The sequence below is a fragment of the Streptococcus sp. 20925_1_69 genome (assembly GCF_041432365.1).
Lineage (GTDB): Bacteria > Bacillota > Bacilli > Lactobacillales > Streptococcaceae > Streptococcus.
Genome location: NZ_JAPVZL010000008.1, coordinates 38,238 through 58,590, shown reverse-complemented (window position 1 = coordinate 58,590; position 20,353 = coordinate 38,238). Strand labels below are relative to the sequence as shown.

22 protein-coding genes and 1 riboswitch are annotated in these 20,353 nt (G+C 39.8%); of the genes, 17 read left to right on the top strand and 5 right to left on the bottom strand.

Going from position 1 to position 20,353, the window contains the following annotated elements; genetic code table 11:
* Positions 1-178: 178 nt before the first annotated feature.
* Together rpsB and tsf are read left to right on the top strand one after the other, a co-directional pair.
* Positions 179-958: a 30S ribosomal protein S2 gene (gene rpsB, locus O3601_RS06690; RefSeq protein WP_014017378.1), complete on the top strand. Its 780-nt coding sequence runs from the start codon at positions 179-181 to the stop codon at positions 956-958.
* A 78-nt stretch (positions 959-1,036) separates the two neighbouring features.
* Positions 1,037-2,077 (top strand): translation elongation factor Ts, encoded by a 1,041-nt coding sequence (gene tsf, locus O3601_RS06685; protein ID WP_371471917.1) that lies wholly within the window; start codon positions 1,037-1,039, stop codon positions 2,075-2,077.
* Positions 2,078-2,197: 120 nt separating this feature from the next.
* On the opposite strand, the gene cysK is transcribed toward tsf, so the two are convergent.
* The 3 genes from cysK to O3601_RS06670 all read right to left on the bottom strand — a co-directional run bounded on the left by cysK (position 2,198) and on the right by O3601_RS06670 (position 4,315).
* Positions 2,198-3,124: a cysteine synthase A gene (gene cysK, locus O3601_RS06680; RefSeq protein ID WP_371471915.1), complete on the bottom strand. Its 927-nt coding sequence runs from the start codon at positions 3,122-3,124 to the stop codon at positions 2,198-2,200.
* A 96-nt stretch (positions 3,125-3,220) separates the two neighbouring features.
* Entirely contained in the window at positions 3,221-3,664 is a 444-nt protein-coding gene (locus O3601_RS06675) for a PH domain-containing protein (RefSeq protein ID WP_371471912.1), read from the bottom strand.
* Between the two features lie 15 nt (positions 3,665-3,679).
* A complete protein-coding gene (locus O3601_RS06670) occupies positions 3,680-4,315 on the bottom strand; it encodes a YigZ family protein (RefSeq protein ID WP_371471910.1) in 636 nt (211 codons plus the stop codon).
* A 56-nt stretch (positions 4,316-4,371) separates the two neighbouring features.
* Here O3601_RS06670 and O3601_RS06665 point away from each other — a divergent pair, with 56 nt between their 5' ends.
* The 14 genes from O3601_RS06665 to O3601_RS06600 all read left to right on the top strand — a co-directional run bounded on the left by O3601_RS06665 (position 4,372) and on the right by O3601_RS06600 (position 18,454).
* The gene (locus tag O3601_RS06665) at positions 4,372-5,670 is read left to right on the top strand and encodes a DEAD/DEAH box helicase (RefSeq protein ID WP_371471909.1); all 1,299 of its coding nucleotides are present in this window, start codon (positions 4,372-4,374) and stop codon (positions 5,668-5,670) included.
* A complete protein-coding gene (locus O3601_RS06660; RefSeq protein ID WP_261067993.1) occupies positions 5,667-6,329 on the top strand; it encodes a ComF family protein in 663 nt (220 codons plus the stop codon). Before O3601_RS06665 ends, O3601_RS06660 begins: the two co-directional genes overlap by 4 nt.
* Positions 6,330-6,408: 79 nt before the next feature.
* Positions 6,409-6,957, top strand: a complete 549-nt coding sequence (gene hpf, locus O3601_RS06655; RefSeq protein WP_000599100.1) for a ribosome hibernation-promoting factor, HPF/YfiA family — start codon at positions 6,409-6,411, stop codon at positions 6,955-6,957.
* A 135-nt stretch (positions 6,958-7,092) separates the two neighbouring features.
* Positions 7,093-9,066: a DHH family phosphoesterase gene (locus O3601_RS06650; RefSeq protein ID WP_371471908.1), complete on the top strand. Its 1,974-nt coding sequence runs from the start codon at positions 7,093-7,095 to the stop codon at positions 9,064-9,066.
* The gene (gene rplI, locus O3601_RS06645; RefSeq protein ID WP_000864214.1) at positions 9,063-9,515 is read left to right on the top strand and encodes a 50S ribosomal protein L9; all 453 of its coding nucleotides are present in this window, start codon (positions 9,063-9,065) and stop codon (positions 9,513-9,515) included. The genes O3601_RS06650 and rplI overlap by 4 nt, the downstream gene beginning before the upstream one ends.
* 43 nt (positions 9,516-9,558) lie before the next feature.
* The gene (gene dnaB / locus O3601_RS06640; protein WP_371471907.1) at positions 9,559-10,917 is read left to right on the top strand and encodes a replicative DNA helicase; all 1,359 of its coding nucleotides are present in this window, start codon (positions 9,559-9,561) and stop codon (positions 10,915-10,917) included.
* Positions 10,914-11,180 (top strand): Veg family protein, encoded by a 267-nt coding sequence (locus tag O3601_RS06635; RefSeq protein WP_000128619.1) that lies wholly within the window; start codon positions 10,914-10,916, stop codon positions 11,178-11,180. Before dnaB ends, O3601_RS06635 begins: the two co-directional genes overlap by 4 nt.
* Positions 11,181-11,267: 87 nt before the next feature.
* On the top strand, positions 11,268-12,404 hold the full coding sequence (cbpD, locus tag O3601_RS06630) for a choline binding-anchored murein hydrolase CbpD (RefSeq protein WP_371471906.1): 1,137 nt from the start codon (positions 11,268-11,270) through the stop codon (positions 12,402-12,404).
* A gap of 82 nt (positions 12,405-12,486) precedes the next feature.
* Positions 12,487-12,589, top strand: a riboswitch (TPP riboswitch).
* Positions 12,590-12,659: 70 nt separating this feature from the next.
* Entirely contained in the window at positions 12,660-12,950 is a 291-nt protein-coding gene (locus tag O3601_RS06625; protein WP_371471905.1) for an MTH1187 family thiamine-binding protein, read from the top strand.
* Entirely contained in the window at positions 12,913-13,671 is a 759-nt protein-coding gene (locus tag O3601_RS06620) for an ABC transporter permease (RefSeq protein WP_371471904.1), read from the top strand. The genes O3601_RS06625 and O3601_RS06620 overlap by 38 nt, the downstream gene beginning before the upstream one ends.
* Positions 13,672-13,709: 38 nt before the next feature.
* Positions 13,710-14,717 carry an ABC transporter substrate-binding protein gene (locus tag O3601_RS06615; protein ID WP_371471903.1) on the top strand — a complete coding sequence of 336 codons (1,008 nt, stop codon included), beginning with the start codon at positions 13,710-13,712 and terminating at the stop codon, positions 14,715-14,717.
* Complete coding sequence (locus O3601_RS06610; protein WP_371471902.1) at positions 14,717-15,445, top strand: ABC transporter ATP-binding protein; 729 nt, start codon at positions 14,717-14,719, stop codon at positions 15,443-15,445. Before O3601_RS06615 ends, O3601_RS06610 begins: the two co-directional genes overlap by 1 nt.
* 116 nt (positions 15,446-15,561) lie before the next feature.
* The gene (locus O3601_RS06605; protein WP_001211279.1) at positions 15,562-16,020 is read left to right on the top strand and encodes a CtsR family transcriptional regulator; all 459 of its coding nucleotides are present in this window, start codon (positions 15,562-15,564) and stop codon (positions 16,018-16,020) included.
* A 1-nt stretch (position 16,021) separates the two neighbouring features.
* Complete coding sequence (locus O3601_RS06600; protein ID WP_371471901.1) at positions 16,022-18,454, top strand: ATP-dependent Clp protease ATP-binding subunit; 2,433 nt, start codon at positions 16,022-16,024, stop codon at positions 18,452-18,454.
* A gap of 72 nt (positions 18,455-18,526) precedes the next feature.
* On the opposite strand, the gene O3601_RS06595 is transcribed toward O3601_RS06600, so the two are convergent.
* Complete coding sequence (locus O3601_RS06595; protein ID WP_371471899.1) at positions 18,527-18,724, bottom strand: hypothetical protein; 198 nt, start codon at positions 18,722-18,724, stop codon at positions 18,527-18,529.
* Positions 18,725-19,032: 308 nt separating this feature from the next.
* On the opposite strand from O3601_RS06595, the gene O3601_RS06590 reads away from it, so the two are divergent.
* On the top strand, positions 19,033-19,731 hold the full coding sequence (locus tag O3601_RS06590; RefSeq protein ID WP_371471898.1) for a hypothetical protein: 699 nt from the start codon (positions 19,033-19,035) through the stop codon (positions 19,729-19,731).
* A 75-nt stretch (positions 19,732-19,806) separates the two neighbouring features.
* Here the strand turns inward: O3601_RS06590 and O3601_RS06585 are convergent, their stop codons facing one another.
* Positions 19,807-20,352, bottom strand: a complete 546-nt coding sequence (locus O3601_RS06585) for a cysteine hydrolase family protein (protein ID WP_371471897.1) — start codon at positions 20,350-20,352, stop codon at positions 19,807-19,809.
* Position 20,353: the final 1 nt, after the last annotated feature.

Genomic DNA, 20,353 nt, shown 5'->3' with positions numbered 1-20,353 from the left:
GATAATCCCTATTAAAAATTATATCAAAATAGCTTGAAAATATTGGAAAAGTATGGTAAAATGAAAATTGTCGTGTGAACGATAATACTCATTCTTGATGAATTGTGAAGCAGTTGCCCTTGGGTCGTTTTGCGAGTTGAAGTCAAGAAGAGGAAAAAAACAAAAAGGAGAAATACTCATGGCAGTAATTTCAATGAAACAACTTCTTGAGGCTGGTGTACACTTTGGTCACCAAACTCGTCGCTGGAACCCTAAGATGGCTAAGTACATCTTTACTGAGCGTAACGGAATTCACGTTATCGACTTGCAACAAACTGTAAAATACGCTGACCAAGCTTACGATTTCATGCGTGATGCAGCAGCTAACGATGCAGTTGTATTGTTTGTTGGTACTAAGAAGCAAGCGGCTGATGCAGTTGCTGAAGAAGCAGTACGTTCAGGTCAATACTTCATCAACCACCGTTGGTTGGGTGGAACTCTTACAAACTGGGGAACAATCCAAAAACGTATCGCTCGTTTGAAAGAAATCAAACGTATGGAAGAAGATGGAACTTTCGAAGTTCTTCCTAAGAAAGAAGTTGCACTTCTTAACAAACAACGTGCACGTCTTGAAAAATTCTTGGGTGGTATCGAAGATATGCCTCGTATTCCAGATGTGATGTACGTAGTTGACCCACATAAAGAGCAAATCGCTGTTAAAGAAGCTAAGAAATTGGGAATCCCAGTTGTAGCGATGGTTGACACAAACACTGATCCAGATGATATCGATGTAATCATCCCAGCTAACGATGACGCTATCCGCGCTGTTAAATTGATTACAGCTAAATTGGCTGACGCTATCATCGAAGGACGTCAAGGTGAAGATGCGGCAGCGGTTGAAGCAGAATTTGCAGCTTCAGAAACTCAAGCAGATTCAATTGAAGAAATCGTTGAAGTTGTAGAAGGCGACAACGCTTAATTTATATAAATAGTAATTACCTAGGAGGGCGGGGCTTAGCCCGGCTCTCCTATTTTTAAAAAATATAGGAGAATCAAAATGGCAGAAATTACAGCTAAACTTGTAAAAGAGTTGCGTGAAAAATCTGGTGCCGGTGTTATGGACGCTAAAAAAGCGCTTGTAGAAACAGACGGTGACATCGAAAAAGCGATTGAATTGCTTCGTGAAAAAGGTATGGCTAAGGCAGCTAAAAAAGCTGACCGTGTTGCTGCAGAAGGTTTGACTGGTGTTTATGTTAATGGTAATGTTGCAGCAGTTATTGAAGTAAACGCTGAAACTGACTTCGTTGCGAAAAACGCTCAATTCGTTGAATTGGTAAATACCACAGCTAAAGTTATTGCTGAAGGAAAACCTGCTAACAATGAAGAAGCTCTTGCTTTGACAATGCCTTCAGGTGAAACTCTTGAAGCTGCATACGTATCTGCAACAGCAACTATTGGAGAAAAAATATCATTCCGTCGCTTTGCATTGATTGAAAAAACAGACGCACAACACTTTGGAGCATACCAACATAACGGTGGACGTATCGGTGTTATTTCAGTGGTTGAAGGTGGAGACGAAGCACTTGCTAAACAATTGTCAATGCACATCGCAGCGATGAAACCAACAGTTCTTTCTTACAAAGAATTGGATGAACAATTCGTTAAAGATGAGTTGGCACAATTGAACCACGTTATCGACCAAGATAACGAAAGCCGTTCAATGGTTAACAAACCAGCTCTTCCACACTTGAAGTATGGATCAAAATCTCAATTGACTGATGAAGTGATTGCTCAAGCTGAAGCTGACATCAAAGCTGAGTTGGCTGCAGAAGGCAAACCAGAAAAAATCTGGGACAAAATTATCCCAGGTAAAATGGATCGCTTCATGCTTGACAACACTAAAGTTGACCAAGCTTACACACTTCTTGCACAAGTTTACATCATGGATGATAGCAAGACAGTTGAAGCATACCTTGAATCAGTTAACGCTTCAGTAGTTGAGTTCGCTCGCTTTGAAGTTGGTGAAGGTATCGAAAAAGCTGCAAACGACTTTGAGGCTGAAGTTGCAGCTACAATGGCAGCAGCCTTGAATAACTAATTATAGAAAGGAAGTAAATTTGCTTCCTTTTTCTATACAGTCGATCCCTATATGGAGAGCTTCCTATTTTCAAGGTAAAAATAAAAAGCCCTATAATAAGGGCCAATTGTATTTAGGAGACTAAACTTCAAATTCATAGAGTGCTGTAGAGAGATAACGTTCACCGTTATCTGGTGCTAGAGCAAGGACTTTTTTACCTGTACCTAATTTTTTGGCAATCTCGATGGCTCCGTAGATAGCTGCAGCTGAAGAAATCCCTACAAGGAAACCTTCTTTTCCACCAATTTCACGGCCTAGTGCTAGAGCATCGTCTGACGTTACACGAACGATACCATCATAAGCCTTTGTATCAAGTGTATCAGGAATAAATCCAGCTGAGATACCTTGAATTTTGTGAGGACCAGGTTTTTCACCAGATAGAATAGCAGATTCATTAGCTTCCACTGCATAAACTTGAATGTTTGAATTTGCTGATTTGAGTGCATGAGAAACACCAGAAATCGTTCCACCGGTACCAACTCCAGCAACAAAGGCATCTAATCCATCTTTACCGAAAGCGGCTAATATCTCAGCTCCTGTTGTTCTTTCGTGTACTTCTGGATTAGCTGGATTGTCAAATTGAAGAGGAAGGAAACCATCGCGTTCAGCAGCGATTTCTTGGGCCTTGGCAATAGCACCTTTCATTCCTTCGCTACCAGGAGTTAGGACGAGTTCAGCACCATAAGCTTGGATAATTTTACGTCGTTCTACACTCATCGTTTCAGGCATAACGATGACGACTTTATACCCTTTAGCAGCACCTACCCATGAAAGTCCAATACCAGTGTTTCCACTTGTTGCTTCAACAATGGTAGAACCAAGTTTCAGAATACCGTCTTGTTCAGCTTTTTCAATCATGCTAAGCGCAATACGGTCTTTTACAGATGAGCCAGGGTTAAATGCTTCAAGCTTTACATAAACGTCTGCAGCACCTTCTGGCACTATGTTGTTGAGTTTAACAATCGGTGTTTGTCCGATTAGTTCAGTAATGTTGTTATAAATAGACATATGAATACCTCTTTGTATAAGATATTTCTAGTATAACGCTATCTATACTATTTGTAAAATATAGAAATCCTATCGGAGCGATAGGATTTTTTTATATCATAGGTCTAAGCCATTAATTTTCAAGCGATTGTGATAAGCTAATTCTAGTAAATAGGTGTAAAGTGGAACGATATCCGTTTTCTTAGGGAATTCAAATTTATGAGCATTAAAATGCTCATTATGTGCTTTTAGAAAGATATTTTCTAGATAAGTAATCGTTATTTCACTATCATCTATACCTGCTCCTGCAGTTTCCATTTCAACGTTAACAATATTCATCAAAAAAATTGATTTAACGGACATCTTACGACCAGTAGCGCCTTGTTTATCTGTAAAGATAATACGGATATTTGTAAATATAATTGAGTCACGAATCAGTTTATATCCACTTTGAATTTCTTCATTTTCTAGTAGATATTGTCCATATTCCTTGATAAGAGTTTCTTTGTTTTGCTCGCTAAGGTTACCAGCGAGTCCTTGAATGAATTTTCCAAATGCCATCTTTTTCTCCTTTGTTTACACTAAGTTTACAGGAATTTCAACTTCACGTAAACCTTTATCAGTTAAAGTAACTTTTCCATTAAAAAAATCCACCAGTGCAGCTTTAATATTATCTTTTTCTTCTTTATCAACATAAATCATCGTATCGACTTGATCTGTAAAGTTTGTCTCAAGTTCCATAAGATCATGTTCCTTAAGGAAGCTACTGTACTCTTGGTACTGAGCGTAAGACATTTGAATAGCAATGCCAGCTTGTTCCTTTATTTCAATGATGCCAATTTCCTTGACAGCTAAAGCAACACTGCCGGCGTAAGCACGAATCAATCCTCCAGCGCCTAGCTTAATGCCTCCAAAGTAGCGTGTCACTACTACACAGACATTAGTAAGATTGTGATTTTCTAGTACCCCAAGCATGGGAACGCCAGCAGTACCATTGGGTTCACCATCATCACTTGTCCGTTTAATTTCACTACGTTCCCCAATAATAAAGGCTGAGCAGTTATGCGTAGCTTTGTAGTGTTCTTTTTTGATAGCAGTAATGAAGCCACGAGCTTCTTCCTCGCTATAAACACGCTTGGCATGACAGATAAAGCGTGATTTTTTGATTTCTTCTTGGACTTGACCGTCCTCTTTAATTGTTCTAAATTCCATGATTTAATTGTACTAAAAAATCATCTAAAGTGCTAGGCTTTTACGAATAAAGAAGTATGAAAGTAAATCCAAATTATCTCGGTCGTTTGTTTACTGAGAATGAATTAACAGAAGAGGAGCGTCAGTTGGCTGAGAAACTTCCAGCAATGAGAAAGGAGAAGGGGAAATTGTTCTGCCAACGTTGTAATAGTACTATTCTAGAAGAATGGTATTTGCCCATCGGTGCTTACTATTGTCGGGAGTGCTTAATTATGAAGCGAGTTAGGAGTGATCAAGCTTTATACTATTTTCCGCAGGAGGTTTTTCCGAAGCATGATGTTCTCAAATGGCGTGGTCAATTAACTTCTTTTCAAGAGAAGGTGTCAGAGGGACTGATTCGAGCGGTAGACAAGCAGGAGCCAACCTTGGTACATGCGGTGACAGGAGCTGGAAAGACAGAGATGATTTATCAAGTAGTAGCTAAAGTGATCAATGCGGGTGGTGCAGTATGTTTGGCTAGTCCTCGAATAGATGTTTGTTTGGAGCTGTACAAGCGCCTGCAAAAGGATTTTGCTTGTGAGATAGCCCTCCTACATGGAGAATCGGAACCTTATTTTAGAACACCACTAGTTGTTGCGACAACCCATCAGTTATTAAAATTTTATCAAGCTTTTGATTTACTGATAGTAGATGAAGTAGATGCCTTTCCTTATGTTGACAATCCCACGCTTTACCACGCTGTCAAGAATAGTGTAAAGGAGAATGGACTGAGAATCTTTTTAACAGCGACTTCGACCGATGAGTTAGATAGGAAGGTTCGCATAGGAGAACTAAAACGATTGAGCTTGCCAAGACGATTTCATGGAAATCCATTGATTATTCCTAAGCCAGTTTGGTTATCGGATTTTAATCACTGTTTAGAGAAAAATCGGTTGTCACCAAAGTTAAAATCTTATATTGAGAAGCAGAGAAAGACAGCTTATCCGTTACTCATTTTTGCATCAGAAATTAAAAAAGGGGAGCAGCTAAAAGAAATCTTACAGGAGCAATTTCCAAATGAGAAAATTGGCTTTGTATCTTCTGTAACAGAAGATAGATTAGAGCAGGTACAAGCTTTTCGAGATGGAGAACTGACAATACTTATCAGTACGACGATATTGGAGCGTGGAGTTACCTTTCCTTGCGTGGATGTTTTCGTAGTAGAGGCCAACCATCGTTTGTTTACCAAGTCTAGTTTGATTCAGATTGGTGGACGAGTTGGACGAAGCATGGATAGACCTACAGGAGATTTACTTTTCTTCCATGACGGGTTAAATACTTCAATCAAGAAGGCAATTAAGGAAATTCAGCAGATGAATAAGGAGGCGGGGCTATGAAGTGCTTATTGTGTGGGCAGACTATGAAGGTTGTTTTAACTTTTAGTAGTCTCTTACTTCTGAAGAATGATGACTCTTGTCTTTGTTCAGATTGTGACTCTACTTTTGAGAGGATTGGAGAAGAATATTGTCCAAACTGTATGAAAAAAGGGTTGTCAACAAAGTGTCAAGATTGTCAATTTTGGTGTAAAGAAGGAATTGAGGTCAGTCATAGAGCGATTTTTATTTACAATCAAGCTATGAAGGATTTTTTCAGTCGGTATAAGTTTGATGGAGACTTCCTTTTAAGAAAAGTTTTTGCTTCAGTTTTAAGTGAGGAGTTAAAAAAGTACAAAGGGTACCAATTTGTTGTAATTCCCCTAAGTCCTGAAAGATTGCTTGAGAGGGGATTTAATCAGGTTGAGGGATTGGTAGAGGCAGCAGGTTTTTCGTATCTGGATTTAATAGAGAAAAGAGAAGAAAGAGCCAGTTCTTCTAAAAGTCGCTCAGAACGCTTGGAGACAGAACTTCCTTTCTTTGTTAAAAGTGGAGTCAGCATTCCTAAGAAAATCCTACTTATAGATGATATTTATACTACAGGAACAACTATAAATCGTGTGAAGAAACTGCTGGAAGAAGCTGGTGCTGAGGATGTAAAAACATTTTCCCTTGTAAGATGAGGAAAAAATTTGCAAAAATAAAATGAAAGCGTTATAATGAAATCAGAAAAACAAAAATGTTTAGAAAGAAGGTACTCATATGATTAAATATAGTATCCGTGGTGAAAACCTAGAAGTAACAGAAGCAATTCGTGATTATGTAGTTTCTAAACTCGAAAAGATCGAAAAGTATTTTCAAGCTGAACAAGAGTTGGATGCTCGAGTTAACTTGAAGGTGTATCGTGAAAAAACTGCTAAAGTGGAGGTAACGATTCCACTTGGATCAATTACTCTTCGTGCAGAAGATGTGTCTCAAGATATGTATGGTTCAATTGACCTTGTAACCGATAAAATTGAACGTCAGATTCGTAAAAATAAAACAAAAATCGAGCGTAAAAATAAAAATAAGGTAGCAACTAGTCAATTATTTACAGATGCTTTGGTGGAAGATCCAAATGTTGTCCAGTCTAGAGTTGTTCGTTCAAAACAAATTGATTTAAAACCAATGGATTTGGAAGAAGCTATTCTACAGATGGATTTGTTGGGACATGATTTCTTTATCTATGTGGATGTTGAAGATCAAACAACTAATGTGATTTATCGTCGTGAGGATGGCGAAATTGGTCTTTTAGAAGTTAAAGAATCTTAATTGGAATATGTGTAAAGGTAGGTTTACTGAATTGTAAACCTCCTTTTTCTTATAATTGATATAATTACTGATTACACTTTTAAAAAGTCGCTTTTTGGTGGTTATTATGGTATAATGGGTGCCAAGAGGTTTGGAATGAAAAAATTTTATGTAAGTCCTATTTTCCCCTTAATATTAGGAATAGTGGCGTTCGGAGTGCTATCTGTGCAACTTGTTTTTGTAACGAATACACTGGTAACGCTATTTCTTTTGCTACTTATTTTGGGTTCATATAGTTTATTATTCATCCATCAGAGAGATTATTACTCAAAGAGTGAAGTAGAACAAATCCAGTATGTAAACCACCAAGCTGAAGAAAGTTTGACAACCTTGTTAGAACAGATGCCTGTCGGAGTTATTAAATTAGACTTGTTGTCAGGTGAAGTTGAATGGTTTAATCCTTATGCTGAATTGATTTTGACTAATGAAGTGGGCGAGATTGATGTAGCATTAATTCAAACAATTATCAAGGCATCGGTAGGAAATCCAGGTTCTTATGCGACCTTAGGTGAGACCCGCTATTCGGTTCATATGGACAAGGTATCTGGAGTTCTTTACTTCTTTGATGTGTCTGGAGAATACGAAGCGACTGTTGAGTTAGTAACGAGTCGACCTGTGATTGGGATTGTTTCTGTTGACAACTATGATGACTTAGAAGATGAAACATCGGAGTCTGATATCAGTCATATTAACAGTTTTGTAGCCAATTTTGTTTCAGAATTTGCTGGGAAACACGCCATGTTCTCCCGTCGAGTGAGTATGGACCGTTTTTATCTATTTACGGACTACACGGTACTTGAGGGACTAATGAATGATAAATTTTCTGTTATCGATGCTTTCAGAGAAGAGGCGAAACAGAGACAGTTGCCCTTGACTTTAAGTATGGGATTTTCTTATGGTGATGGAAATCATGATGAGATAGGGAAAGTTGCATTGCTCAACTTGAACTTGGCTGAAGTGCGTGGTGGCGACCAGGTGGTTGTCAAGGAAAACGACGAAACGAAAAATCCAGTTTATTTTGGTGGTGGGTCTGCTGCCTCAATCAAGCGTACCCGTACCCGTACGCGCGCTATGATGACAGCTATTTCAGATAAGATTCGGAGTGTGGATCAGGTTTTTGTAGTTGGTCACAAAAATCTAGATATGGATGCTTTGGGTTCTGCTGTAGGTATGCAGTTATTTGCCAGCAATGTGACTGAAAATAGCTATGCTCTTTATGACGAAGAACAAATGTCGCCGGATATTGAACGAGCTGTTTCATTCTTAGAAAAAGAAGGAGTTACAAAGTTGTTGTCTGTTAAGGACGCAATGGGGATGGTGACCAATCGTTCTTTGTTGATTCTTGTAGACCATTCAAAGACAGCTTTAACTTTATCAAAAGATTTTTATGATTTATTTACCCAAACCATCGTTATTGACCACCACAGACGGGATCAGGATTTTCCAGATAATGCAGTTATCACTTATATCGAAAGTGGTGCAAGTAGTGCCAGTGAGTTGGTAACAGAATTGATTCAGTTCCAAAATTCTAAGAAGAATCGTCTGACTCGTATGCAAGCAAGTGTCTTGATGGCTGGTATGATGCTGGATACTAAAAATTTTACCTCGCGAGTGACCAGTCGAACATTTGATGTTGCTAGCTATCTCAGAACGCGCGGAAGTGATAGTATTGCTATCCAGGAAATGGCTGCGACCGATTTTGAAGAATATCGTGAGGTCAATGAACTTATTTTACAGGGGCGTAAATTAGGTTCAGATGTACTCATAGCAGAGGCTAAGGACTCGAAATGCTATGATACAGTTGTTATTAGTAAGGCAGCAGATGCCATGTTAGCTATGTCAGGTATTGAAGCGAGTTTTGTTCTTGCGAAGAATACACAAGGATTTATCTCTATCTCAGCTCGAAGTCGTAGTAAATTGAATGTACAACGGATTATGGAAGAGCTGGGAGGTGGAGGTCACTTTAATTTAGCAGCAGCTCAAATTAAGGATTTAACCTTGTCAGAAGCAGGTGAAAAACTGACAGAAATTGTATTAAATGAAATAAAGGAAAAGGAGAAAGAAGAATGAAAGTAATCTTTTTAGCAGATGTCAAAGGAAAAGGTAAAAAAGGCGAAATTAAGGAAGTACCAACAGGGTATGCGCAAAACTTTCTTATCAAAAAGAACCTAGCCAAAGAAGCAACTGCTCAAGCTGTAGGTGAACTTCGTGGTAAACAAAAATCCGAAGAGAAAGCTCACGCTGAGATGATTGCAGAAGCAAAAGCAATTAAAGCTCAACTTGAAGCAGAAGAAACGGTTGTAGAATTCGTTGAAAAGGTTGGTCCAGATGGCCGTACCTTTGGTTCTATTACCAATAAGAAAATTGCAGAAGAATTGCAAAAGCAATTTGGAATTAAGATTGATAAACGTCATATTCAAGTACAAGCTCCTATTCGAGCAGTTGGTTTGATTGATGTACCAGTGAAAATCTATCAAGATATCACAAGTGTGATCAATCTTCGTGTGAAAGAAGGGTAAATTTACACTTTCTTGACAAGATTGTAAAAGGAAGGGAAGTCTGATGGCAGAAGTAGAAGAGTTACGAGTACAACCTCAAGATATCTTAGCTGAGCAATCCGTTTTAGGGGCTATCTTTATTGACGAGAGTAAGCTTGTTTTTGTGCGAGAATATATTGAGTCTCGGGACTTTTTTAGGTATGCCCATCGTTTGATTTTCCAAGCTATGGTCGATTTATCCGACCGTGGTGATGCTATAGATGCAACAACGGTTCGTACCATTCTTGATAATCAAGGTGATTTGCAGAATATTGGTGGCTTGTCTTACTTAGTTGAGATTGTCAATTCTGTGCCAACTTCTGCTAATGCGGAGTATTATGCTAAGATTGTTGCAGAAAAGGCTATGCTACGGCGCTTAATCGCCAAGTTGACAGAGTCTGTCAATCAAGCTTACGAGGCTTCGCAACCAGCTGATGAAATCATTGCTCAGGCAGAAAAAGGACTGATTGATGTCAGTGAAAATGCTAATCGAAGTGGATTTAAGAACATTCGAGATGTATTGAATGTCAACTTTGGAAATCTGGAAGCTCGCTCGCAACAAACGACCGATATTACAGGTATTGCGACAGGCTATCGTGATTTAGATCATATGACGACTGGTCTTCATGAGGAGGAGTTGATTATCTTAGCAGCTCGTCCGGCGGTTGGTAAGACAGCCTTTGCCTTGAATATCGCTCAGAACATTGGGACTAAGTTGGACAAAACGGTTGCTATTTTTTCACTGGAAATGGGTGCGGAAAGTCTAGTGGATCGTATGTTGGCGGCAGAAGGTTTGGTGGAATCCCATTCTATCCGTACGGGGCAATTGACCGATGAGGAATGGCAAAAGTATACCATTGCTCAAGGGAATCTAGCCAACGCGAGTATCTATATCGATGATACACCAGGGATTCGAATCACGGAAATTCGTTCTCGCTCACGCAAACTTGCTCAAGAAACTGGAAATCTTGGTTTGATTTTGATAGACTATTTGCAGCTTATCACGGGAACTGGTCGGGAAAATCGTCAACAAGAGGTTTCAGAAATTTCACGTCAGTTGAAAATTTTAGCTAAGGAACTGAAGGTTCCAGTAATTGCTCTGAGTCAGTTGTCTCGTGGTGTAGAACAACGTCAGGATAAGAGACCGGTCCTATCTGATATTCGTGAATCGGGATCTATCGAGCAGGATGCTGATATCGTAGCCTTTCTTTATCGCGACGACTACTATGAGCGTGGTGGTGAAGAAGAGGAAGGCATACCAAATAATAAGGTAGAAGTTATTATTGAGAAAAACCGTAGTGGAGCTCGTGGAACAGTGGAATTAATTTTTCAAAAAGAATACAATAAATTTTCAAGTATCTCAAAAAGGGAGGAAATAAGATGACAGATGCATTTACAGATGTAGCTAAGATGAAAAAAATCAAAGAAGAAATCAAGGCACATGAGGGTCATGTAATTGAAATGACTTTGGAAAATGGACGTAAGCGCCAAAAAAATAGATTGGGTAAGCTAATTGAGGTTTATCCATCCCTATTTATCGTGGAGTTTGGGAACGTTGAAGGAGATAAACAAGCTAATGTTTATGTTGAATCCTTTACTTACTCAGATATCCTTACAGAAAAGAATTTGATTCATTATTTGGACTAAAGTGAGAAATTTTCTCACTTTTTCTTTTTTCTCCGAATAATTTAAGTGAAGGTAATCTTCGATTTATATTATTTTCAAGGAGGAAGAATGAAAGTTTTACCATTCAAAGTAACAGAGACAGGATTTTCTTTTAGAAAATCAGTAAAAAAGGTTGTTCCCTTTTTATTAGTAGGATTGATGCTAGCAACTGGTGATAGTGTATCTGCCTATTCCGGAGGAAATGGGTCGATTGCGCGTGGAGATGATTATCCTTCTTACTATAAAAATGGGAGCCAGGAGATTGACAAGTGGCGCATGTACTCTCGTCAGTGTACTTCATTTGCAGCCTTTCGCTTGAGTAGTGTCAATGGTTTTGAGATTCCAGGAGCTTATGGAAATGCGAATGAATGGGGCTATCGTGCTCGTCGTGAAGGCTATCGTGTAGATAGTGTACCAACGATTGGATCTATTGCTTGGTCTACTGCAGGAGGATATGGTCATGTTGCTTGGGTTTCAAATGTAATGGGGGATAATATAGAAATTGAGGAATACAACTATGGTTATACAGGCTCCTACAATAAACGAATTATAAAAGCGAATACAATGACAGGATTTATTCATTTTAAAGATTTGGATGGAGGGAATGTCGTAAGTAGTAGCAACGTATTCAATAGTCAACCTTTGTCTTCTTCAGGAGGAACACATTATTTTAAGAATAAGGCAGCTATTAAAAATCAACCTTTAGCTAGTGCAACTTCAATTGCCTATTATTCTCCAGGTGAGAGTGTTCATTATGATCAGATACTTGAAAAAGATGGATACAAGTGGTTGAGTTATATATCTTATAGTGGGAGTCGTCGTTATATTCAGCTAGAGGAGGTGAATTCTTCACAGAATTATCAGAATCAATCAGGAAATAGCTCTAACTATGGATCCAATAGTAGTTCAACTGTCGGTTGGAAGAAAATAAATGGTAGTTGGTATCATTTCAAATCAAATGGATCTAAATCAACAGGCTGGTTAAAGGATGGTTCTAGCTGGTATTATTTGAATTCATCTGGTGAAATGCAGACAGGTTGGTTAAAGGAAAATGGGGTTTGGTATTATCTGGATGGTTCAGGGGCGATGAAAACAGGTTGGTATCAAGTGTCTGGTAAGTGGTATTATTCTTACTCTTCAGGTGCCTTAGCTGTCAATACGACGGTGGATGGCTATAGAGTAAATAGTGATGGAGAACGAGTATAGAAAATTGGAGTAGGAAATTTTTCCTGCTCTTTTCTGTAAGCAGTTTCCTTGACATTTTTTTTATTTTGCGCTATCATATGTCCATATAATATATGGGAGTCTGTGTACAGTCTGAGAGGAAGTGTTAAACTTCGACCGCACCTGATCTGGGTAATGCCAGCGTAGGGAACGATACTTAGTCTATTCTTGACCTTTTTCCATATATGGTAAAGGTTTTTCTTTTTGTAAAAAGGAAAACGAGAAGAGGAGGTTTTTATGAAAGCAAGCATTGCCTTGCAAGTTTTACCCCTAGTACAGGGGATTGATCGGATTGCTGTTATCGATCAAGTCATTGCTTATCTGCAAGCTCAGTCCGTGACCATGGTGGTGACACCATTTGAAACGGTCTTGGAAGGGGAATTTGATGAGCTCATGCGCATTCTTAAAGAAGCGCTGGAAGTAGCAGGGCAGGAGGCAGACAATGTCTTTGCCAATGTCAAAATAAATGTAGGAGATATTTTAAGTATTGATGAGAAACTTGAAAAGTATACTGAGACGACACATTAGTTTATTGGGTTTTCTAGGGATCTTGTCAATCTGGCAGTTAGCAGGTTTTCTTAAACTTCTCCCCAAGTTTATCCTGCCGACACCTCTTGAAATTCTCCAGTCCTTTGTTCGTGATAGAGAATTTCTCTGGCACCATAGCTGGGCGACCTTGAGAGTGGCTTTGCTAGGTCTAATTTTGGGAGTCTTGATTGCCTGTCTCATGGCTGTGCTCATGGATAGTTTGACTTGGCTTAATGACCTGATTTACCCTATGATGGTGGTTGTTCAGACTATCCCGACTATTGCCATAGCCCCTATTCTGGTCTTGTGGTTAGGTTATGGGATTTTGCCCAAGATTGTCTTGATTATCTTGACGACAACCTTTCCAATCATCGTCAGTATTTTGGACGGTTTTAGGCATTGTGACAAGGATATGCTGACCTTGTTTAGTCTGATGTGGGCCAAGCCTTGGCAAATCCTATGGCATTTTAAAATTCCAGTCAGCCTGCCTTACTTTTATGCAGGTCTGAGGGTCAGTGTCTCCTACGCTTTTATCACAACAGTGGTATCTGAGTGGTTGGGAGGCTTTGAAGGACTAGGTGTCTACATGATTCAGTCCAAGAAACTGTTTCAGTATGATACTATGTTTGCTATTATTATTCTGGTATCGATTATCAGCCTTCTTGGTATGAAATTGGTCGATGTCAGTGAAAAATATGTTATTAAATGGAAACGTTCGTAGAATGAGAATGTTTCTGAAAAAGAAAAGAGGAAATCAAAATGAAAAAAACATGGAAAGTGTTTTTAACGCTTGTGACAGCTCTTGTAGCTGTTGTGCTTGTGGCCTGTGGCCAAGGAACTGCTTCTAAGGATAACAAAGAGGTAGAACTCAAGAAGATTGACTTTATCCTAGACTGGACACCAAATACCAACCACACAGGGCTTTATGTGGCCAAGGAAAAAGGTTATTTCAAAGAAGCTGGAGTGGATGTTGATTTGAAATTGCCACCAGAAGAAAGTTCTTCTGATTTGGTTATCAATGGTAAGGCACCATTTGCAGTGTATTTCCAAGACTACATGGCTAAAAAATTGGAAAAAGGTGCAGGAATTACTGCCGTTGCAGCTATCGTAGAACACAATACATCAGGAATCATCTCTCGTAAATCTGATAATGTAAGCAGTCCAAAGGACTTGGTTGGTAAGAAATACGGAACTTGGAATGACCCAACTGAACTTGCTATGTTGAAAACATTGGTAGAGTCACAAGGTGGGGACTTTGATAAAGTCGAAAAAGTACCAAACAACGATTCAAACTCTATCACACCGATTGCCAATGGAGTATTTGACACTGCTTGGATCTACTACGGTTGGGATGGTATCCTTGCCAAATCTCAAGGTGTAGATGCTAATTTCATGTACTTGAAAGACTACGTTAAAGAATTTGACTACTACTCACCAGTTATCATCGCCAACAACGACTATTTGAAAGACAACAAAGAAGAAGCTCGTAAAGTCATCCAAGCCATCAAAAAAGGCTACCAATACGCTATGGAACACCCAGAGGAAGCTGCAGATATCCTCATCAAGAATGCACCTGAACTGCAGGAAAAACGTGACTTTGTCATCGAATCTCAAAAATACTTGTCAAAAGAATACGCAAGCGACAAGGAAAAATGGGGTCAATTTGATGCAGCTCGCTGGAACGCCTTCTACAAATGGGATAAAGAAAATGGTATCCTTAAAGAAGACTTGACAGACAAAGGCTTCACCAACGAATTTGTGAAATAATGACAGAAATTAGACTAGAACACGTCAGTTATGCCTATGGTCAAGAGAGGATTTTAGAGGATATCAATCTGAAAGTGACTTCAGGTGAAGTGGTTTCTATCCTAGGCCCAAGTGGTGTTGGAAAGACCACCCTCTTTAATCTAATCGCTGGTATTTTAGAAGTCCAGTCAGGGCGAATTGTCCTTGATGGTGAAGAAAATCCCAAGGGGCGCGTGAGTTATATGTTGCAAAAGGACTTGCTCTTGGAGCACAAAATAGTTCTTGGTAATATCATTCTGCCCCTCTTGATTCAAAAAGTGGATAAGGCAGAAGCTATTGCCCGAGCGGATGAAATTCTTGCGACCTTCCAGTTGACAGCTGTACGGGACAAGTATCCTCATGAACTCAGCGGCGGGATGCGCCAGCGTGTAGCCTTGCTTCGAACCTACCTTTTCGGGCACAAGCTCTTTCTCTTGGATGAGGCCTTTAGCGCTTTGGATGAGATGACCAAGATGGAACTCCACGCTTGGTATCTGGAGATTCACAAGCAGTTACAACTGACAACATTGATTATCACGCATAGTATCGAGGAGGCTCTCAGTCTCAGCGACCGCATCTATATCTTGAAAAATCGCCCTGGGCAGATTGTTTCAGAAATTAAACTAGATTGGTCTGAAGATGAGGACAAGGAAGTCCAAAAGATTGCCTACAAACGTCAAATCTTGGCAGAATTAGGCTTAGATAAGTAGAAAAATAGGGAGTTGGTGAAGATTATCCTTTACCAGCGCCCTTTTTCTTTTAAAAATAAGAAAATTTCGGTATAATAGTCAAAGATAGTCAAGGTTTAAAGAGAGGTGGGTTTGTAATGAGATTTAAAAATACATCGGATCATATTGAGGCCTACATCAAGGCGATTTTAGATCAATCTGGTATCGTGGAGTTGCAACGTAGTCAGTTGGCAGATACTTTTCAGGTTGTTCCTAGTCAGATTAACTATGTGATCAAGACACGCTTTACGGAAAGTAGAGGCTACTTGGTTGAAAGTAAGCGTGGTGGCGGAGGCTATATTCGTATAGGACGGATTGAGTTTTCTAGTCATCATGAAATGCTCAGGGAGCTGCTTTACTCAATTGGTGAGAGGGTCAGTCAAGAAATTTATGAGGATATTCTGCAGCTTTTGGTTGAGCAGGAATTGATGACCAAGCAGGAGATGAATTTGCTAGTATCAGTAGCTTTGGATCGTGTTCTAGGAGAAGAAGCTCCAGTTGTTCGTGCTAATATGTTACGACAGGTCATACAAGAGGTAGATAGAAAAGGGAAGTAAGATGAACTATTCAAAAGCATTGAATGAATGTATCGAAAGTGCCTACATGGTTGCTGGCCATTTTGGAGCTCGTTACCTAGAGTCTTGGCACTTGTTGATTGCCATGTCTAATCACAGTTATAGTGTGGCAGGGGCAACTTTAAATGATTATCCATATGAGATGGACCGTTTAGAAGAGGTGGCTTTGGAGCTGACTGAAACGGACTATAGCCAGGATGAAACCTTTACGGAATTGCCGTTCTCCCATCGTTTGCAGGTTCTTTTTGACGAAGCAGAGTATGTAGCGTCAGTGGTCCATGCTAAGGTGCTAGGGACAGAGCACCTCCTTTATGCGATTTTGCATGATGGCAATGCCTTGGCGACTCGTATCTTGGAGAGGGCAGGTTTTTCTTATGAAGACAAGAAAGATCAGGTCAAGATTGCAGCCCTTCGTCGAAATTTAGAAGAACGAGCAGGCTGGACTCGCGAAGACCTCAAAGCTCTACGTCAACGCCATCGTACAGTAGCTGACAAGCAAAATTCTATGGCTAATATGATGGGGATGCCCCAGACTCCGAGTGGTGGTCTCGAGGACTATACGCATGATTTGACAGAGCAAGCGCGTTCTGGCAAGTTAGAGCCAGTTATCGGTAGGGATAAGGAAATCTCACGTATGATTCAAATTTTGAGCCGGAAAACCAAGAATAATCCTGTCTTGGTTGGAGATGCGGGTGTCGGGAAAACAGCTCTGGCGCTTGGTTTGGCTCAGCGTATTGCTAGTGGGGATGTGCCTGCGGAAATGGCTAAGATGCGCGTGTTAGAGCTTGATTTGATGAATGTCGTGGCAGGGACACGCTTCCGTGGTGACTTCGAAGAGCGTATGAATAATATCATCAAGGATGTTGAAGAAGATGGTCAAGTCATTCTCTTTATTGATGAACTCCACACTATCATGGGTTCTGGGAGTGGGATTGATTCAACTCTGGATGCGGCCAATATCTTGAAGCCAGCCTTGGCGCGTGGAACTTTGAGAACGGTTGGTGCGACCACTCAGGAAGAATACCAAAAACATATTGAAAAAGACGCAGCTCTTTCTCGTCGTTTCGCCAAAGTGACGATTGAAGAGCCAAGTGTGGCAGATAGCATGACCATTTTGCAAGGCTTGAAGCCGACTTATGAGCAACATCACCGTGTGCAAATCACAGATGAAGCTGTTGAAACAGCCGTCAAGATGGCCCATCGTTACTTGACTAGTCGCCATTTGCCAGATTCTGCTATCGATCTCTTGGATGAGGCAGCAGCAACAGTGCAAAATAAGGCAAAGCATGTAAAAGCAGACGATTCAGGTTTGAGTCTAGCTGACAAGGCATTGATGGATGGCAAATGGAAACAGGCAGCCCAGCTAATTGCAAAAGAAGAGGAAGTGCCTGTCTATAAAGACTTGGTGACAGAGTCTGATATTTTGACCACCTTGAGTCGCTTGTCAGGTATTCCAGTCCAAAAACTGACTCAGACTGATGCTAAGAAATACTTAAACTTGGAAGCTGAACTGCACAAACGTGTCATCGGTCAAGATCAAGCTGTTTCAAGCATTAGCCGTGCGATTCGCCGCAATCAGTCTGGTATTCGTAGTCACAAGCGTCCGATTGGCTCCTTTATGTTCCTAGGACCCACAGGTGTCGGGAAGACCGAATTGGCTAAGGCTCTAGCAGAAGTTCTTTTTGATGACGAATCAGCTCTTATTCGCTTTGATATGAGTGAGTATATGGAGAAATTCGCAGCCAGCCGTCTCAATGGAGCTCCTCCGGGCTATGTGGGTTATGAAGAAGGTGGGGAGTTGACCGAGAAGGTCCGCAACAAACCATACTCCGTTCTCCTCTTTGACGAGGTAGAGAAGGCTCACCCAGATATCTTTAATGTCCTCTTGCAAGTTTTGGATGACGGTGTATTGACTGATAGTAAGGGACGCAAGGTCGACTTTTCAAATACCATTATCATCATGACATCAAACCTTGGTGCGACAGCCCTTCGGGATGACAAGACTGTTGGTTTTGGGGCCAAGGACATTCGTTTTGACCAGGAGAATATGGAAAAACGCATGTTTGAAGAGTTGAAAAAGGCTTATAGACCAGAGTTTATCAACCGTATTGATGAAAAGGTGGTCTTCCATAGCCTATCTAGCGACCATATGCAGGAAGTAGTGAAGATTATGGTCAAACCTTTAGTGGCAAGTTTGGCTGAAAAAGGAATTGACTTGAAATTACAAGCTTCCGCACTGAAATTATTGGCAAATCAAGGATATGACCCAGAGATGGGAGCTCGTCCACTTCGCAGAACCCTGCAAACAGAAGTGGAAGACAAGTTAGCAGAACTCCTTCTCAAGGGAGAATTAGTGGCAGGCAGCACACTTAAGATTGGTGTTAAAGCAGGCCAGTTAAAATTTGATATTGCATAAAAAGCGAGGTCGGGAAAAGTTCCCGACCTTTTTATGTACCATCATGAGATGGTTTTGCTGTTGCGACTGCTTTTAGGGTTGGATATCTTTCTTAGAATTGCTCATGATGCGAATGAATAAATCTTTGTATTTATATTTTAAATAGGTTTCGTGTAAGTACAATAAAGCTATATCTACAATCATAAAAATGGTTATTAGGTAAAATAAATCAAATGTAGTATGAGCGTAACGAACTGCAGATTGATAAGAACAGAAAGCTTCCAAAATCACTCAAGGAAGATACTTATAATACTTATTTAGCATAAGAGTGCACCTCCTATATTCTATTTCAATGTTATTATATTCCTTTTTCTAATACAATAAAAGCGTTCACACAAAAAATTCAAATTTTTAATAGGAAAATCTTCTGTTTTTCTGTTTTATTACGAATAGAAGAGTAGGAGGAGTAAATGTATCTAAAGTATTTAAGATTTTTAAAATAGTTTAGATAAATTGTTGACATATTTAAACCCCAATGTTACAGTTATATTACAAAAAGATTTCTTTATATTTCTAAAATATTACAAAGGAGTAGAAAAATGAAAAAGAAAACCTATATCAAATTGATGACAGTAACTGTATTGGCTTCTACCCTACTATTAGGAGCTTGTGGAAATAAAAAGGAAACAACTCAAGCAAGCAGTTCTGCTAAGACAAGTCAATCATCAAGTTCTAAAGCAACTTCTTCTAACAAAGAAAGCAAGACTCAGAAGTCCTCAAGTTCAGCTTTATCTGAAAAGGCCAAGGCGTCTACTGACCAGTCTTCAGCAAGTGCAACGCCATCACAAGCGACACCTGCACCAGAGCAAAGACAAGGTCATGAAGTGTCTAATCAACAGGTAGCTAGCCAACAAACTCCTGCTCAGGCTCCGTCAACTCAGCAAGGTTCTCAAGCCCAGTCTAACCAATCAAGCTATAATCCTACAACTGACCGCAAACTTCAAGACAAACAAGCAGAGCAAAATAAACGCTATAAGGGTATTTTAACCATGGTAGATGGTGATTTCTCAGCTGCAGCGGGTAACTGGAAGGGAGCCAATGGCGAAACCATCACAGTTTCATCTGGCGGTCAATTCACAGTAGAATCTTCCGATGGAAAGAAAGAAAATTACTCTCTCAAAGGCTATTCTTATACTCTTGATGATGGTAAGTATAATGCCAAAATTGGTGGAGGAAAAATCATCCAAATTACAACAGGAGCGGATGGTAAGGTTTCCAGTGTTGCTTTGAGTCAATAGTAACTCTCAGTATTTGAATTTTTACAATTAAAGAAAATCCGTCAGCTCAATAAGAGTCGACGGATTATTTTATACTTATACTTGGGTTAAAAATTCTTCTGTAGTAAGAATTTGAGCGAATTCATCCTGTAGAGAAAGGAGATTAATTTCATGGATAGTCTTAGGAGAGATGGCCTGACCGTTTTTGTTAGATAGGGTAAAACTGGCAGTAGCATCTGCTAGTAATATGACTTCAAAACCAAGATTTGCTGCCATTCGTGTCGTAGTAGATACACAATGAGGCAGCGTCAGACCAACAACAACTAAATGACTAATCTGATTTTTTCGTAAATAGGTTTCAAGATTTGTTCCAATAAAGGCGCTATTAACCGTTTTTTGAAAGACAGGTTCGGAAGCAACTGGTTCAAATCCACTTTTAAACTTCTGATTTTGTTTGTTATGAAATTGCGACTGGGGATTATCAGATATGTGTTGAATGTGTAGGACTGGAAGACCGTGTTTACGAAAGTATCCCAGTACCCTCAATGCTTGATGTTCAGCTTGAGGGTTGTTTCGTTCTCCCCAAATAGGTCTATCAAATGCTTTTTGCATATCGATAATCAGTAGAGCAGTATGAACCATC

Excerpts from the sequence above, each read along its gene's own strand:
- O3601_RS06675 (WP_371471912.1), bottom strand. The coding sequence starts at position 3,664 with ATGGCATTTGGAAAATTCATTCAAGGACTCGCTGGTAACCTTAGCGAG.
- O3601_RS06590 (WP_371471898.1), top strand. The coding sequence starts at position 19,033 with ATGAAAAAGAAAACCTATATCAAATTGATGACAGTAACTGTATTGGCT.
- O3601_RS06650 (WP_371471908.1), top strand. The coding sequence starts at position 7,093 with ATGAAAAAATTTTATGTAAGTCCTATTTTCCCCTTAATATTAGGAATA.
- rplI (WP_000864214.1), top strand. The coding sequence starts at position 9,063 with ATGAAAGTAATCTTTTTAGCAGATGTCAAAGGAAAAGGTAAAAAAGGC.
- O3601_RS06605 (WP_001211279.1), top strand. The coding sequence starts at position 15,562 with ATGAGATTTAAAAATACATCGGATCATATTGAGGCCTACATCAAGGCG.
- O3601_RS06585 (WP_371471897.1), bottom strand. The coding sequence starts at position 20,352 with ATGGTTCATACTGCTCTACTGATTATCGATATGCAAAAAGCATTTGAT.
- dnaB (WP_371471907.1), top strand. The coding sequence starts at position 9,559 with ATGGCAGAAGTAGAAGAGTTACGAGTACAACCTCAAGATATCTTAGCT.
- O3601_RS06600 (WP_371471901.1), top strand. The coding sequence starts at position 16,022 with ATGAACTATTCAAAAGCATTGAATGAATGTATCGAAAGTGCCTACATG.
- O3601_RS06665 (WP_371471909.1), top strand. The coding sequence starts at position 4,372 with ATGAAAGTAAATCCAAATTATCTCGGTCGTTTGTTTACTGAGAATGAA.
- O3601_RS06625 (WP_371471905.1), top strand. The coding sequence starts at position 12,660 with ATGAAAGCAAGCATTGCCTTGCAAGTTTTACCCCTAGTACAGGGGATT.
- tsf (WP_371471917.1), top strand. The coding sequence starts at position 1,037 with ATGGCAGAAATTACAGCTAAACTTGTAAAAGAGTTGCGTGAAAAATCT.
- rpsB (WP_014017378.1), top strand. The coding sequence starts at position 179 with ATGGCAGTAATTTCAATGAAACAACTTCTTGAGGCTGGTGTACACTTT.
- O3601_RS06620 (WP_371471904.1), top strand. The coding sequence starts at position 12,913 with ATGAGAAACTTGAAAAGTATACTGAGACGACACATTAGTTTATTGGGT.
- cysK (WP_371471915.1), bottom strand. The coding sequence starts at position 3,124 with ATGTCTATTTATAACAACATTACTGAACTAATCGGACAAACACCGATT.
- O3601_RS06615 (WP_371471903.1), top strand. The coding sequence starts at position 13,710 with ATGAAAAAAACATGGAAAGTGTTTTTAACGCTTGTGACAGCTCTTGTA.
- O3601_RS06635 (WP_000128619.1), top strand. The coding sequence starts at position 10,914 with ATGACAGATGCATTTACAGATGTAGCTAAGATGAAAAAAATCAAAGAA.
- cbpD (WP_371471906.1), top strand. The coding sequence starts at position 11,268 with ATGAAAGTTTTACCATTCAAAGTAACAGAGACAGGATTTTCTTTTAGA.
- O3601_RS06670 (WP_371471910.1), bottom strand. The coding sequence starts at position 4,315 with ATGGAATTTAGAACAATTAAAGAGGACGGTCAAGTCCAAGAAGAAATC.
- hpf (WP_000599100.1), top strand. The coding sequence starts at position 6,409 with ATGATTAAATATAGTATCCGTGGTGAAAACCTAGAAGTAACAGAAGCA.
- O3601_RS06610 (WP_371471902.1), top strand. The coding sequence starts at position 14,717 with ATGACAGAAATTAGACTAGAACACGTCAGTTATGCCTATGGTCAAGAG.
- O3601_RS06660 (WP_261067993.1), top strand. The coding sequence starts at position 5,667 with ATGAAGTGCTTATTGTGTGGGCAGACTATGAAGGTTGTTTTAACTTTT.